The organism is Paenibacillus sp. BK720 (assembly GCF_011761545.1).
GTDB lineage: Bacteria > Bacillota > Bacilli > Paenibacillales > Paenibacillaceae > Pristimantibacillus.
In genome coordinates, this window is record NZ_JAASRQ010000006.1 from 546046 (window position 1) to 560218 (window position 14173).

At 49.2% G+C, this 14173-nt stretch carries 13 protein-coding genes; 8 read left to right on the forward strand and 5 right to left on the reverse strand.

Features of this window, described 5'->3' with window-relative positions; translation table 11 throughout:
* Positions 1–76: 76 nt before the first annotated feature.
* The 4 genes from jag to rpmH form a co-directional block, all read right to left on the reverse strand.
* Positions 77–709, reverse strand: coding sequence for an RNA-binding cell elongation regulator Jag/EloR (gene jag, locus FHT67_RS24290; protein WP_132308069.1), 633 nt, complete (start codon positions 707–709; stop codon positions 77–79).
* On the reverse strand, positions 706–1482 hold the full coding sequence (locus FHT67_RS24295) for a YidC/Oxa1 family membrane protein insertase (protein WP_132308067.1): 777 nt from the start codon (positions 1480–1482) through the stop codon (positions 706–708). Before FHT67_RS24295 ends, jag begins: the two co-directional genes overlap by 4 nt.
* Before the next feature lie 104 nt (positions 1483–1586).
* Positions 1587–1940 (reverse strand): ribonuclease P protein component, encoded by a 354-nt coding sequence (gene rnpA, locus FHT67_RS24300; protein WP_132308065.1) that lies wholly within the window; start codon positions 1938–1940, stop codon positions 1587–1589.
* 120 nt (positions 1941–2060) lie between these two features.
* The gene (rpmH, locus tag FHT67_RS24305; protein WP_015847830.1) at positions 2061–2195 is read right to left on the reverse strand and encodes a 50S ribosomal protein L34; all 135 of its coding nucleotides are present in this window, start codon (positions 2193–2195) and stop codon (positions 2061–2063) included.
* 564 nt (positions 2196–2759) lie between these two features.
* Between rpmH and dnaA the strand changes: the two genes are divergently transcribed.
* The 6 genes from dnaA to gyrB all read left to right on the forward strand — a co-directional run bounded on the left by dnaA (position 2760) and on the right by gyrB (position 9145).
* Complete coding sequence (gene dnaA, locus FHT67_RS24310; RefSeq protein WP_132308063.1) at positions 2760–4112, forward strand: chromosomal replication initiator protein DnaA; 1353 nt, start codon at positions 2760–2762, stop codon at positions 4110–4112.
* 247 nt (positions 4113–4359) lie between these two features.
* On the forward strand, positions 4360–5502 hold the full coding sequence (dnaN, locus tag FHT67_RS24315; protein ID WP_132308061.1) for a DNA polymerase III subunit beta: 1143 nt from the start codon (positions 4360–4362) through the stop codon (positions 5500–5502).
* Between the two features lie 48 nt (positions 5503–5550).
* A complete protein-coding gene (yaaA, locus tag FHT67_RS24320) occupies positions 5551–5766 on the forward strand; it encodes a S4 domain-containing protein YaaA (protein WP_167201603.1) in 216 nt (71 codons plus the stop codon).
* 38 nt (positions 5767–5804) lie between these two features.
* Positions 5805–6914 (forward strand): DNA replication/repair protein RecF, encoded by a 1110-nt coding sequence (gene recF / locus FHT67_RS24325; protein ID WP_132308059.1) that lies wholly within the window; start codon positions 5805–5807, stop codon positions 6912–6914.
* A gap of 30 nt (positions 6915–6944) precedes the next feature.
* Complete coding sequence (gene remB / locus FHT67_RS24330; RefSeq protein ID WP_012772007.1) at positions 6945–7196, forward strand: extracellular matrix regulator RemB; 252 nt, start codon at positions 6945–6947, stop codon at positions 7194–7196.
* Between the two features lie 41 nt (positions 7197–7237).
* Positions 7238–9145, forward strand: coding sequence for a DNA topoisomerase (ATP-hydrolyzing) subunit B (gyrB, locus tag FHT67_RS24335; RefSeq protein WP_132308057.1), 1908 nt, complete (start codon positions 7238–7240; stop codon positions 9143–9145).
* Positions 9146–9172: 27 nt separating this feature from the next.
* On the opposite strand, the gene FHT67_RS24340 is transcribed toward gyrB, so the two are convergent.
* Complete coding sequence (locus FHT67_RS24340; RefSeq protein WP_132308055.1) at positions 9173–9934, reverse strand: YheC/YheD family protein; 762 nt, start codon at positions 9932–9934, stop codon at positions 9173–9175.
* A 295-nt stretch (positions 9935–10229) separates the two neighbouring features.
* Between FHT67_RS24340 and gyrA the strand changes: the two genes are divergently transcribed.
* Both gyrA and FHT67_RS24350 read left to right on the forward strand, forming a co-directional pair.
* Complete coding sequence (gene gyrA / locus FHT67_RS24345) at positions 10230–12737, forward strand: DNA gyrase subunit A (RefSeq protein ID WP_167201580.1); 2508 nt, start codon at positions 10230–10232, stop codon at positions 12735–12737.
* A 41-nt stretch (positions 12738–12778) separates the two neighbouring features.
* Positions 12779–13852: an HD domain-containing phosphohydrolase gene (locus FHT67_RS24350; protein WP_167201581.1), complete on the forward strand. Its 1074-nt coding sequence runs from the start codon at positions 12779–12781 to the stop codon at positions 13850–13852.
* The last annotated feature ends 321 nt before the right edge of the window (positions 13853–14173 follow it).

Below are 14173 nucleotides of genomic sequence, written 5' to 3' on the forward strand. Positions count from 1 at the left end.
ATGCACCTCTCAAATGGAAAAACAGCAATGACCACAAGAGCCATTGCTGCGAATTTAATAACGTATGGATCTAACTTTACATCTGCTTTTCCTTTAAAGCAATAACTACTCGACGATTTGGCTCGTCGCCCTTGCTGTAAGTTTTTACCCTAGGGTGGTTTTGAAGCTGGGAATGAATCACTTTGCGTTCATGCGACGACATCGGCTCCAGCACGACCTCTTTCTTCGTGCGGACGACCCTGCCGGCAAGGCGTTCCGATAATTCCTCCAGCGTCTTGCGGCGACGCTCGCGAAAATCCTCCGCATCAAGCACGATCCGAAGATGGCTGTCCGAGTAACGATTTGCCACAATGTTAACCAAATACTGCAGCGCGTCAAGCGTTTGACCGCGCCGGCCAATCAGCATGCCGATATCTCCTCCGCCCGAAACGGACAGATAAGTCGCTTCTTTCGTTGTTTTACGTTCGATAGCGATCGTAAGTCCCATCGCTTCTGACACATCACGAAGAAATTGCTCTGCTTCAATCGTTGGATCGGGAATAAGCTCCAGTTCTACCTTCGCTTCCTTTACGCCAATGAGTCCGAACAGACCTTTGGAAGGCTGTTCCATGACAAGCACCTTGACGCGATCCTTGGTTACATTTAAGTGTGTCAAACCGCTCCGTACAGCATCATCAATCGTTTTTCCTGATGCTACGATTTTCTTCATTTCGCGAGGGCCTCCTTACCCTTGTTTGATGAACGAACGTACAGGAAGTAGTTTTGAATAATGGTGTAAATGTTACTGAATATCCAGTACAGCGGTAGCGCCGACGGGAAGTTGAGCGCCATCACGAAAATCAGGACCGGGAAGATCATAAGCATCGCTCCCATGCCCGGCATCGTTTGCGTTTGCTGCTTCTGCATCATCTTCGACTGAACGAATGTCGTAGCTGCCGCAATGATCGGGAGGAAATACCAAGGTCCCGGTTCGCCAAGCTGCAAGCCCAGGAATTCATGCGTACGAACCTCCGGATTCCAGTAGATCGAGTTATAAAGCGCCATAAACACAGGCATCTGAACGAGAAGCGGCAAACAGCCGGCCATAGGATTGACCTTGTTCGCCTGGAACAGCTTCATGGTCTCTTCCTGCTGTTTCTGCGGATTGTCTTTGTATTTCTTCTTAATCTCAGCCATCTGCGGCTGGATTGCCTGCATCGCTTTGGAGCTGCGATACTGCTTGAGCGTTAATGGCAGAATTGCCGTACGAACAATAATCGTAATGAGCAGGATAGCTAGTCCATACGAACCGTTGAACCAGTCTGCGAACTTGTCGAGGGTAAGGGCGAAGTAATAAACAACGTTCTTTTCCCAGAAGTTGCCGTGCTGCAAATCGGCTGTACTCGTCGTTGCGTTATGCGGTGCGCAGCCCGATAGCAGAGCAACCATCAGCACCATACCCAGTACGAGCAGCCACTTGCGGTTTCCTTTTAAAACCAACACCAAATCTCCTCTCTGAACATTCCATACTAAGCATTATTTTATTGACTAAACTATACCATAAATACTAGGACAAAGAAACAACTTGGCAATGCTGGCCACTATTGCTAATAACGCGCGTCCTTCTTCAGCAAACCGGCCTTCTTCAGCACATGGAAAACGCTCTTCTCCAGCTGCTTCGTCTCCATCTCGACCGCAGGTTTTCTTACTATTAATATAAAATCGGTATTCGGCACGATTTTGTCTCCGTTCAAGCGGATGATTTCCTTAATAACTCTCCTCATCCGGTTGCGCACAACCGCGTTACCGATTTTTTTGCTGGCGGAGACGCCTAACCGGAATGGCTCCGCTACCGGCTGCCTCGACCAATACACAACAAACTGTCCATTGGCAAACGATTTGCCGTAACGATAGATCCGATTGAAGTCGGCGCGGTTACGCAGACGCAATTTTCTTTGCACGACCAGGCTCACCGTTCTTTCTTCATATTAATAACCCTTTATGTACGCTTGCCCTGCGGAACCTACTTATCAGTATCGCCCGCAGGGCAAAAAAAAAGACCACCCGACGTGGTCTTTTGCTTATGCGCTAAGAACTTTTCTGCCTTTTTGACGACGCGCTGCCAAAACTTTACGTCCGTTTTTCGAGCTCATCCGTTTGCGGAAGCCATGTACTTTGCTGCGTTTGCTTACATTCGGTTTAAATGTAGGTCTCATCTGAACTGCACCTCCCGTATATCAAGTACTCAAAACAGTACGGCATAGCGCCGATCTGCTTGTTCTCTATAAACAGCTGATTTTGAAACACGCTTTTTTTATTAAACCACGCCGAGCCCAAAAAGTCAATTAAAACCGCTGCCATCCAAATATTGTGGATAAATGTATGGAATGGGCACCCTTGTCGGAAAACTAATAACATGTGCATAAAATTTCGGGACTTTAGACGAACTTTGTCGAAATGGTAACAAGATATTAACAATATGTAGTGGTGTAGATAACTTTTATGCACAAGCTATTGAATTTGTGGATAAAATCTCACAATTCGTTGAAATACAAGGGATCTTTTGCTATGATTATTATGTTTTCGGTGTGAATACCTCATCGATTTAGCATCTTTTATCAACAGCCTGTGGATAACAATGTGAACAAACTCATCCCCTATTCATAACTCATGTTCCTATTATTCTTCATATTGTGGGTATTTCGTAATAATCACCATTCATTCGACATGATTTGGCTTAATTGCGCCTATTCGGCGATTTTTGATAAGGAGTGACGTCTGTGGACAGCCATACCTATGATTTATGGCAGCAAGTGTTGTCAATCATTCAGACGAAACTAAGCAAACCCAGTTTCGATACCTGGTTTAAAGCGACCAAAGCTTCCTTTGTGAACGATTCGCTCCTGGAAGTGACGGCGCCGACAACATTTGCGGCTGAATGGCTGGAAGGCCGGTATACCAAATTAATTCGCAACACCTTGTTTGAGTTTCTCGGCAGACAGGTAGACGTACGCTTTTCGATCGAAGAGGCGAAGCCGGCTGATCTCGCGCCGCCTGCTTTGCCAAAGGCTGCGGAAGTGCCAATCATACAAGAAGAGACATTCAATCATATGCTTAACCCGAAATATACGTTTGATACGTTTGTCATCGGGGCCAACAACCGCTTTGCGCATGCGGCATCGCTTGCCGTGGCGGAAGCGCCGGCGAAAGCCTATAATCCGCTCTTTTTATACGGCGGCGTAGGACTCGGCAAGACTCACTTGATGCATGCCATCGGCCACTACATCATGGATCACAATCCAAGCACGAAGATCATGTACATTTCGTCCGAGAAATTCACGAACGAGTTCATTAATGCGATCCGGGATAATAGAGGCGAGAGCTTCCGCAACAAATATCGCAATATCGACGTGCTGCTGATTGACGATATTCAGTTTTTGGCCGGTAAAGACGGTACGCAGGAGGAGTTCTTCCATACCTTCAATGCCTTGCATGAAGAGCGGAAGCAAATCGTCATCTCCAGTGACCGTACGCCAAAAGAAATTCCGACTTTGGAGGAAAGACTGCGTTCGCGGTTCGAATGGGGATTAATAACGGATATTCAGGCACCGGATTTGGAGACAAGGATCGCGATTTTGCGAAAAAAAGCGAAAGCGGAGAACCTTGATATTCCGAATGAAGCGATGGTCTACATTGCGAACCAGATCGATACGAATATTCGCGAGCTGGAAGGCGCCCTCATCCGCGTAGTCGCTTACTCCTCGCTTATTAATCAGGACATTACGTCCCATCTGGCTGCCGAAGCGTTAAAGGATATTATTCCGTCCAGCCGTCCCAAAATGATTACCATAAACGATATCCAGACAAAGGTTGGCGAGTTCTACGGGCTGCGTCTCGAGGAGTTCAAAGCGCGGAAACGGACCAAAGCGGTTGCCTATCCGCGGCAAATCGCCATGTATCTCTCGCGTGAGCTAACCGATTATTCGCTTCCGAAGATCGGCGAGGCTTTCGGCGGGCGTGATCATACGACAGTCATCCACGCGCATGAGAAAATTTCGCAGCAGCTCAAGCAAGACCAGGACTTGTACAAGATTTTGCAGAACCTGACCGAAAAGATCAAAAATCACACGTAAAAGTTATTCACTTCTATATGAACAACCAAGCAAGCCTATGCACAAGCTATACACATGTGGATAGGCTTGCTTTATCCGTGTTTTAGACGGTTATCCACATATTAACGCCGCCTACTACTACGACTACTATATTTTTTTAAAAAAACATCATCAAAATAGGGCGAAAACGCCCATTACGGCTTCGCCGATTTTTTAAAACCACGAAATCCAACAACCATCGATCCGAAACGGACTTAGGAGTGAAACCATGAAACTTTCGATTTCCAAACATGAACTGAACGAAGCCATTCAACAGGTTGCAAAAGCGGCTTCTTCCCGTCCGACAATTCCTATTCTCGGCGGCATCAAGATTGAAGTTACCCATCAAGGAGTTACCTTAACGGCAAGTGATACCGATATATCTATTCAAAGCTTCATCCCTGTAGAACGGGATGACCTCGTTATTGCGAATGTGGATAAACCGGGCAATGTCGTTCTTCCCGCCAAATTTTTTGTCGAAATCGTGAAGAAGCTTCCGTCTGACAATGTTGAAATTGAAGTAGGCGCTCATTTCCAAACCCTGATCCGTTCCGGTTCGACGGATATTCAAATGGTTGGTCTGGATCCGGAGGAATTCCCCGTGCTTCCATCCATCGAGCAAAATGAACTGTTCCAAATGCCTGGCGATCTTCTGAAGGCAATGATCCGCCAGACGGTTCTGGCCGCCTCCGTTAATGAGCAGACACCTATTCTTACCGGGGTGCTCTGGAGCCTGCAGGACAAGCAGCTGAAGTTTGTGGCGACCGACCGCCACCGTCTGGCCAGCCGTATCGCGCAGGCGGAGACCGCCGCCGACTATCGGTTCAACAATGTTGTAATCGCAGCGAAAACGTTAGTCGAGCTGTCGAAGCTGGTTCCGGATCAGCACGGGCTCGTTGACATTGTCGTAGCCGACAACCAGGTTTTGTTCAAGATCGGCAATGTCCTGTTCTACACTCGCGTGCTCGACGGGACTTACCCGGATACTTCTAAAATTATTCCGAGCATGTTCAAAACAGAACTCGTTCTTGATACGAAAAATTTGACGGATGCCATCGATCGCGCGTATTTGATGTCGAGAGAAGAGAAAACCAACATCGTTCGTCTGACAACGCTGGATAACGGCGCGATCGAAATTTCTTCGAGCTCGACGGAGCTTGGCCGCGTTACCGAGCAGCTGGACGCGAAGCAATTCGACGGCGAGCCGCTTAAGATTGCGTTCAACTCCAAATATATGCTGGACGTGCTTAAAGTCATTGACAGCGAGCAGATCTTTATCGGCTTTACCGGGGCAATGAGCCCAATCGTTATTCGTCCGACCGACCATTCCTACAATACGTATGTGATCTTGCCTTATCGAACAACGAATTAAGATCAGTCAAGCTGATGCAATAACGGGTGAAAGGCAGGTGAGCAAGTGATGAAGGAAATCGCCATTCGCGACGAGTACATTACGCTTGGACAGTTTTTAAAACTGGCTGATTGTATATCCACAGGTGGACACGCGAAATTTTTCTTGCAGGAAAACGAAGTTCACGTAAACGGAGTTGTGGATAACCGCCGCGGCAGAAAGCTGTACGTCGGTGACCGCGTTGAAGTGGAAGGCTGCGGCGTCTTTACGGTGACCGGGGCATAAATGCTTAAGAAGCGGCCAGGCCGGGAGGACAAACGAACGTGTTTTTAAAAAGCATTCAATTGCAAAACTATCGCAACTACAAAGAGCTTGAGCTCGAAACGGACAATAAGGTCAACTTGTTTGTCGGACCTAACGCGCAGGGGAAGACGAATTTGCTGGAGGCGATCTTTGCGCTTGCCCTCACCAAGTCGCACCGCACTTCCAAGGATAAGGAGCTGATCGGCTGGGAAGCCGATTCGGCCCGCATCCACGGCGAGGTGGAGAAGCGTTACGGCACGGTTAAGCTTGATTTGATGTATTCCTCGCAAGGCAAGAAGGCAAAGATTAACGGATTGGAGCAGCGCAAGCTCAGCGATTTCATCGGATCGCTGAACGTCGTCATGTTTGCGCCAGAGGATCTGGAAATTGTAAAAGGAACGCCGGGCATACGAAGACGGTTTCTCGATATGGAAATCGGCCAAGTACAGCCCGGTTATTTGCATACCCTGACGCAATACACCAAGGTGCTTGCGCAGCGAAACAATTATCTGAAGACCGCCTCCCCAGGAGGCTCACAGCAGGCCATGCTGGATATTTGGAATATGCAGCTTGCCGAGCACGGTGTTAAAATTATGAAAAAAAGGAAACACTTTATTCATAAATTACAACGGTGGGCGGAGCACATTCATTCCGGCATTACGGCGGGCGGCGAGCGCCTCACCATTGAGTACCGCCCGTCCTTCGACGGCGGCGCCTCCGAAGATGAAACTGTTTTATTTGAGCAATTTATGTTAAAGTTATCACAGGTGAAAGATCAGGAGATTCGCAGAGGAATGTCGCTCGTGGGGCCTCATCGCGACGACATGGCTTTCTTTATCAACGGCAAGGAGGCGGCTGTGTACGGGTCGCAGGGACAGCAGCGCACAACCGCGTTGTCTCTCAAGCTTGCCGAGATAGAGCTGATCTGCGAGGAAATTGGGGAATACCCGCTGCTATTGCTTGATGATGTCTTGTCTGAGCTGGATCAGAACCGGCAGACGCAGCTCATCGAGACGTTTCAGAGCAAGGTTCAGACGTTTATTACAACGACCGGACTCGAGAGCGTGAATGTGAGCAAACTCCAGGGCGCCGGGATCTACGATGTGCGGGAAGGCCGAGTGATGCGCTGATAACGGGCATTTAAACGGGAGGCGGAGGACATGTATATCCATTTGGGCGGCGAGAAAATTATCCGGGCTGCCGAGCTGGTAGCCATTTTTGATATATCGATAGAGCAATCCTCCAAGCTATCCAAGCAGTTTGTGGCAGGAGCCCGTAAACGCAAAGATGTCGAAACAATTGGTGAAGAAGAGCCCAAATCCATTGTTGTGACGAAGCAGAAAATCTATTATTCGCCGATTTCATCCTCTACTTTGAAGAAACGGGCCCATCATTTTGCGGCGAATGGCTAGAAGCAGCCTAGGCTAACAGGTATGAGAGGAGTAGTGAGCAGTTGAGTCAGCAGAATACGTATGATGAAAGTCAGATACAGGTCCTCGAAGGCTTAGAAGCGGTACGGAAGCGTCCAGGGATGTACATCGGCTCTACGAGCGGCAAGGGCCTCCACCATCTCGTGTGGGAGGTTGTCGATAATAGTATCGACGAAGCGCTGGCCGGGTATTGCACGAAAATCCAGGTTCGCGTCCACGAGGACAACAGCATCACGGTTATCGATAATGGCCGCGGCATTCCGGTCGGCGAGAACGCGAAGCTGAAGAAATCGACTCTTGAAGTCGTTATGACCGTTCTTCACGCAGGCGGTAAATTTGGCGGCGAGGGCTACAAAGTATCAGGCGGATTGCACGGTGTAGGTGTATCCGTCGTTAATGCGTTGTCCGAGCATGTAACGGTTACCGTTAAGCTTCATGGCCATATCTACCAACAAGAATACCGCCGCGGCGTACCGCAGTACGACGTTAAGATTGTTGGAGAATCGGATGAGACCGGTACGACAGTTAAGTTCAAACCGGATCCCGAGATTTTTACCGACACCACCGTTTACGAATACGAAACGCTCCAATCGCGGATCCGCGAGCTGGCATTCCTGAATAAAGGCCTCGAGATTGAACTGGTTGACGAGCGTACAGGCGCATCGAATACGTTCAAATACGACGGCGGCATTATCGAGTTCGTTAAGCATTTGAACCGCAACAAGGAAGTCATGCATGAGGAGCCGATCTATGTAGAGGGCTCAAAGGACCATATCCAGGTTGAGGTGTCGCTGCAGTACAACGACGGTTACAGCGAGAATATCCATTCGTTCGCCAATAACATCAATACGCATGAGGGCGGTACGCACGAATCCGGCTTCAAGAGCGCGTTAACGCGAATTATTAACGACTATGCCCGCAAGACGGGATTAATCAAAGACAACGATTCCAACTTCTCCGGCGATGACGTCCGCGAGGGCTTAACGGCGATTATTTCGGTGAAAATTCCGGAGCCGCAGTTCGAAGGGCAAACGAAGACGAAGCTTGGCAACAGCGAAGTACGCGGTATTGTCGAATCGTTCTTTGCCGAGAAGCTGCAGGAGTTCCTGGATGAGAATCCTTCGGTTTCCCGCAAAATCGTTGAAAAGGGTCTGCAAGCGGCAAGAGCACGCGAAGCGGCACGCAAAGCACGCGAGTTAACACGCCGCAAGAGCGCGCTTGAAGTGAGCTCCCTGCCAGGTAAACTGGCGGACTGCTCCTCCAAGGACGCCTCGATCAGCGAGCTGTATATCGTCGAAGGCGACTCCGCCGGCGGATCGGCGAAGCAAGGCCGCGACCGTCATTTCCAGGCGATCCTGCCGCTGCGCGGCAAGATCCTGAACGTTGAGCGTGCCAGACTTGACCGCATTCTCGGCAATGCCGAGATCCGCGCGATTATTACAGCGCTTGGCACAGGCATTGGCGACGATTTCGACCTGGCGAAGGCGCGTTACCATAAGGTCATTATTATGACCGATGCCGACGTCGACGGCGCGCATATCCGGACTTTGATGCTGACCTTCTTCTTCCGTTACATGCGGAAGATTATCGAAGCAGGATATATTTATATCGCGCAGCCGCCGCTTTTCAAGATCGAGCGGAATAAGGTTATCCGTTACGCGCAGTCCGAGAAGGAACGCGATGAGATTATCGCTGAATTCGGCGAAGGCGCCAAAGTAAACGTACAGCGTTATAAAGGTCTAGGAGAGATGAACGCCACGCAGCTGTGGGAGACAACGATGGATCCGGAGAGCCGGACTATGCTTCAGGTATCGATCGAAGACGCGATTGAAGCAGACGTTATTTTCGACACGCTGATGGGAGACAACGTTGAACCGCGCCGTGATTTCATCCAGCAATTTGCGAAAGACGTTAAGAACCTGGATATTTAACAAAAATATAGCCGTCCTTGCGGGCGGCTATTTCTTTTTGTAACGGCCGTAAGAGACGGCATACTGATAGATTTTGCGGAACATCGTCTTGTCCTCGAGCTTCCGGAAGATAAAGGCATCGGGCTTTGTGTTTACTTCAAGAATCCAGGGCCGATGCTGCTGGTCAATGGCGATATCGATTCCAAGCTCCTTGATGCCGGGGTAGTGCTTCTCCAGCTCTTTTGCGATATCCAGGCTGATTTGTTTAAGGCGCATGGCGTATATCATCTTCTGGGTCGGCGATTGATGAGAAGAAAGCAAGCGTTCGAAGGACATCGGGGTGCCGCCGTTATGGTAGTTTGTCACTACCTTGGCGGGATGGGCAAGACGGCCGATAATGCCGGTAGCCTCCCAATGGTTATTCTCGTTGCGCTGTACCATCACACGGATATCGAAGCGCCGTTTTTTGTGACGGAGCAGATCGATGCCCCTTTGAACAAGATAACGCCTGCCGTTAATTCTTTTTACAAGGCTTTGGTGCAGCAGCTCAAGGGTAGGAAAAGTCCGGATCGTGGTGTTCAGTTGATACTTGTAGCCCTTGGCAGCCTGCTTAAGCCGTTCTACGCGCATCACGCCTTTGCCGAAGGTGCCGTTTACCGGCTTGACGTAGACCATCCCGTATTCGGCAAGCATCTGCTGCAGATTTTCCTTGTTGAAAAGCTTGGTTGAAGGTATATATTCACGGAGAGCTGGCGAGTGTAGAAGTACGTTGGTTTTCTCCCATTTGCTGTATACCAATTGAATAGACAATGTTGTTGCTCCTTTCCCTTGGGAACGGGTATTAAGCGGTGAAGATTGCGCATCAAGAAGAAGACAGACTTTGGAATGAGTGGTATAATGTAATTTGGGTCTGTTTATTTTATGGCGGACCGGGCACGAAAAGATACGAGTTATTTGCCTATTTTTCATTATTTTTTTAGGCAATTTGCCGGTTTCATAGATGAAACGGATGCAGGGCGTTTAGCCGTGCCTTTTTTGTGAAAGTAATATAATGGTTATCATGTTTGACAAGGTTTGCAGATTGATGACGTCAGGGAGGTAAAACATGGCGGAAGAACAACAGCATTCGCAAATTAAAGACCGCGACATCGGTACGGAAATGCGCGATTCATTCATGGACTATGCGATGAGTATTATCGTAAGCCGCGCATTGCCGGATGTAAGGGACGGTCTTAAGCCGGTGCATCGTCGTATTTTGTACGCAATGTCGGAGCTAGGCATGTCTTCGGACAAGCCATACAAGAAGTCTGCGAGGATCGTAGGGGAAGTAATCGGTAAATACCATCCGCACGGCGATTCGTCGGTTTACGAGGCAATGGTACGGATGGCGCAGGATTTCTCCATGCGGTACATGCTCGTGGACGGGCATGGCAACTTCGGCTCGATTGACGGAGATATGGCGGCGGCGATGCGGTATACCGAGGCGCGTCTGTCGAAAATCGCCATGGAGATGCTCCGCGATTTAAATAAAGAAACCGTTGATTTTGTTCCGAACTACGACGGCGAGGAGAAAGAACCGGCCGTTCTGCCGTCGCGTTTCCCGAACCTGCTCGTAAACGGGGTAACAGGTATCGCGGTAGGTATGGCAACCAATATCCCGCCGCACAACCTCACCGAGGTTATTGACGGTATCCAGGCATTGATCCGTAATCCGGAGATTACGCCGGTTGAACTGATTGATTACGTAAAAGGCCCGGATTTCCCGACGGCCGGTATTGTTATGGGACTAAGCGGCATCCGTCAGGCTTATCTGACGGGACGCGGCACTGTAACGATGCGTGCTCGCGCAACGATCGAAGAGAATGGTAACAAAGCCCGTATTATCGTTTACGAGCTGCCGTATCAAGTCAATAAAGCACGTCTCGTAGAAAAGATCGCAGAACTCGTCCGCGAGAAAAAAATTGAGGGAATTACCGACCTTCGCGATGAGTCCGACCGTAACGGCATGCGGGTCGTTATCGAGCTTCGCCGCGACGTAACACCAAGCGTAGTGCTGAACAATTTGTACAAACAGACGCAGATGCAGTCCAACTTCGGGATTAATATGCTCGCGCTGGTTAACGGCGAACCTAAGACGTTGAATATTCGCGAAATGCTGTATTACTATTTGCAGCATCAGATCGAAGTTATTCGCCGTCGTACCGAGTACGATCTGAAAAAAGCGGAAGCAAGGGCCCATATTCTCGAAGGCCTGCGTATTGCCCTTGATCATTTGGACGAAGTTATCGCGCTGATCCGTGCTTCGCAAACGGCGGATATCGCCCGCGAAGGCTTGATCGAGCGTTTCGCGCTCAGCTACGAGCAGGCGCAAGCTATTCTTGATATGCGCCTCCAAAGGCTGACCGGTCTGGAACGCGACAAGATCGAAGCCGAGTACGCGGAACTGATGAAGAAGATTGCCGAGTACAAGGCGATCTTGGCCGATGAGCAGCTTGTGCTCAACATCATCAGCGAAGAGCTTGACGAGATCAAGGAGCGTTTCGGCGATGAACGCCGCACAGAAATTACCGTGAGCGACGAGGAGATTCTGGACGAGGATCTGATTCCTCGCGAGGATGTTATCATCTCCATCACGCATACCGGCTATATCAAGCGTCTTCCGGTAACCACATACCGCAGCCAGAAGCGCGGCGGTAAAGGCGTCGTTGGCATGGATACGAAAGAACATGATTTCGTTGAGCATCTGTTCGTATCTAACACGCACCATTACTTGCTGTTCTTTACGAACAAGGGCAAGGTATACCGACTGAAGGCTTACGAGATTCCGGATCTAAGCCGGACAGCCCGCGGGACGCCGATTATCAATTTGATTCAGATTGAACAAGGAGAAACGATCAATGCGGTTATTCCGGTAGAAAGCTTCGATGCGGACAGCTACCTGTTCTTTGCGACTCGCCAGGGCATCGTCAAAAAGACGCCGCTTGCCGATTATATGAATATACGGAAGGTCGGCCTGATTGCGATTTCGATCCGCGAGGATGACGAACTGATCGGCGTGAAGCTGACAGACGGCAACCAGGAGATCGTAATGGGTACGGCGCAAGGCATGTCGATCCGCTTCTCCGAGCAGGATGTTCGTTCCATGGGACGTTCCGCTACAGGCGTAAAAGGCATTCAGCTGGACGATGACGATACCGTCATTGACATGGATGTCGTTAATCCGGAGAATGATGTGCTTATCGTAACGGCCAAAGGCTACGGCAAACGTACGCCAATGAGCGAGTACCGGATCCAGAACCGGGGCGGTAAAGGGATCAAGACCCTGAACGTTACTGACAAGAACGGACCAATCGTCAGCTTGAAGGTTGTTCTGAATGACGAGGACCTGATGATTATGACCGCGCTTGGCACACTGATCCGTACGAGCATGGAAGGCATTTCGACAATGGGCCGCAATACGCAAGGCGTCAAGCTGATCAATACGCGTGAGGATGATACGGTGTCGACTGTGACGCGCGTAGCACGCAGCGAAGAAGCTGACGAGGCGCTTGAAGAAGGCGAAGGACTGGAAGATACAGCACCGAATGCAGGCACTGAGCCGGCAGAAGAGTAAAACAGACCATAGAGGATAGGCATACATCGGAGGGGACCGTTGTGGCAACAGTGGCTTTATCACAGGTGAAGTTAGGCGACAAAATCAGCGAAGATGTCCTCACCCCGCTAGGCGGAGTGCTATTGCAGAAGGGGCGCATCGTTACGCCTAGAGAATTGGATATTATGCAGGCGTTCATGGTTCCCAAGATACAGATTGAACAGCCGGCTAATCAAGCGGATAAGACGCAGGACAACGTAAAGCAGGAGCCGCAGACAGCAGCTCCTGCTGTCTCTTCTACTCCGCTGCACGATGAGTACGACCAGATGATCGCTGTCCTGAAGCGGGTTATCAACGAAATTCGGTCCGGTCAGCCGATACCGGTAATGGATATCCGGAATCAGCTTGAGAAGATGATGCAGTATGAAGGCAGCTATCAAGTGCTTACGTTTGTGCCTAGACAATTTTCGGAGCGCGAATACTTGCTGCACAACAGTGTACTGGTAAGCCTAACCTCCTATCGTATTGCCCAATGGTGCGGACTGCCGCGCAAGGATTGGATGCCGGTCGCGCTTGCCGGTCTGCTTCACGATATCGGGAACGTTAAGATTGATGCGGACATATTGGAAAAACCATCGGCTTTAACGACTGCAGAGAATGAAGAGATGAAGCGTCATACGGTATTCGGGTACCAGCTGCTGAAGAACATTGCCTCTTTAAACGAGGGAGTGAAGCTGACGGCGCTTCAGCATCACGAGCGTATTGACGGCAGCGGCTATCCGCTTGCCATCGATTCGACCAAGATTCATCCTTATGCCAAAATCGTCGCCATTGCGGATATCTATCATGCAATGACTTTAAATCGCTTCTACCGCAAAGCCGCTTCTCCGTATTTCGTTCTGGAACAGATCCAGAGCGATTCCTTCGGAAAGCTGGATCCTGCATACGTCAGGGTATTTGTGGAGAAGGTAACGCAATTCCACAATGGCAACATCGTGAAGCTTAGCGATGATCGCGTTGGAGAGATTGTGTTTAGCGATTCCGTACACCCTACAAGACCATGGGTTTCTGTGGGCAGCACGATTATCAACTTGACCATCGAAAGACATCTTCATATAAAAGAAGTTATGGGTTAACAATAAAGATCTTGCCTTGGAAATTGGCGAGATCTTTATTATTTATTCCGGGATAAACGCTCTATAAATATGGATGATTAATAAGGGATTTTAGCTTGATTATGGGATGTAAAACATATTAATTTTGTTTTTATAAAATACTTTTAAAAAATGCTTGCAATCCATTAGGCGTTCATGGTATATTATCTCTTGTCGCCGCTGAGAAATACGGTGATGAACGAAAAACAAATTGTTCTTTGAAAACTGAACAACGAGCGAAACTGCCCCGTTAGAAATAACGGAAAAGCGATAAAACAAGTAATGAGCAAGTCAAACACCATT

What these genes read in the sequence shown, in the direction of transcription:
- jag (WP_132308069.1), bottom strand. Translation starts at nt 709, where the DNA reads ATGAAGAAAATCGTAGCATCAGGAAAAACGATTGATGATGCTGTACGG.
- rpmH (WP_015847830.1), bottom strand. Translation starts at nt 2,195, where the DNA reads ATGAGACCTACATTTAAACCGAATGTAAGCAAACGCAGCAAAGTACAT.
- dnaN (WP_132308061.1), top strand. Translation starts at nt 4,360, where the DNA reads ATGAAACTTTCGATTTCCAAACATGAACTGAACGAAGCCATTCAACAG.
- yaaA (WP_167201603.1), top strand. Translation starts at nt 5,551, where the DNA reads ATGAAGGAAATCGCCATTCGCGACGAGTACATTACGCTTGGACAGTTT.
- remB (WP_012772007.1), top strand. Translation starts at nt 6,945, where the DNA reads ATGTATATCCATTTGGGCGGCGAGAAAATTATCCGGGCTGCCGAGCTG.
- gyrA (WP_167201580.1), top strand. Translation starts at nt 10,230, where the DNA reads ATGGCGGAAGAACAACAGCATTCGCAAATTAAAGACCGCGACATCGGT.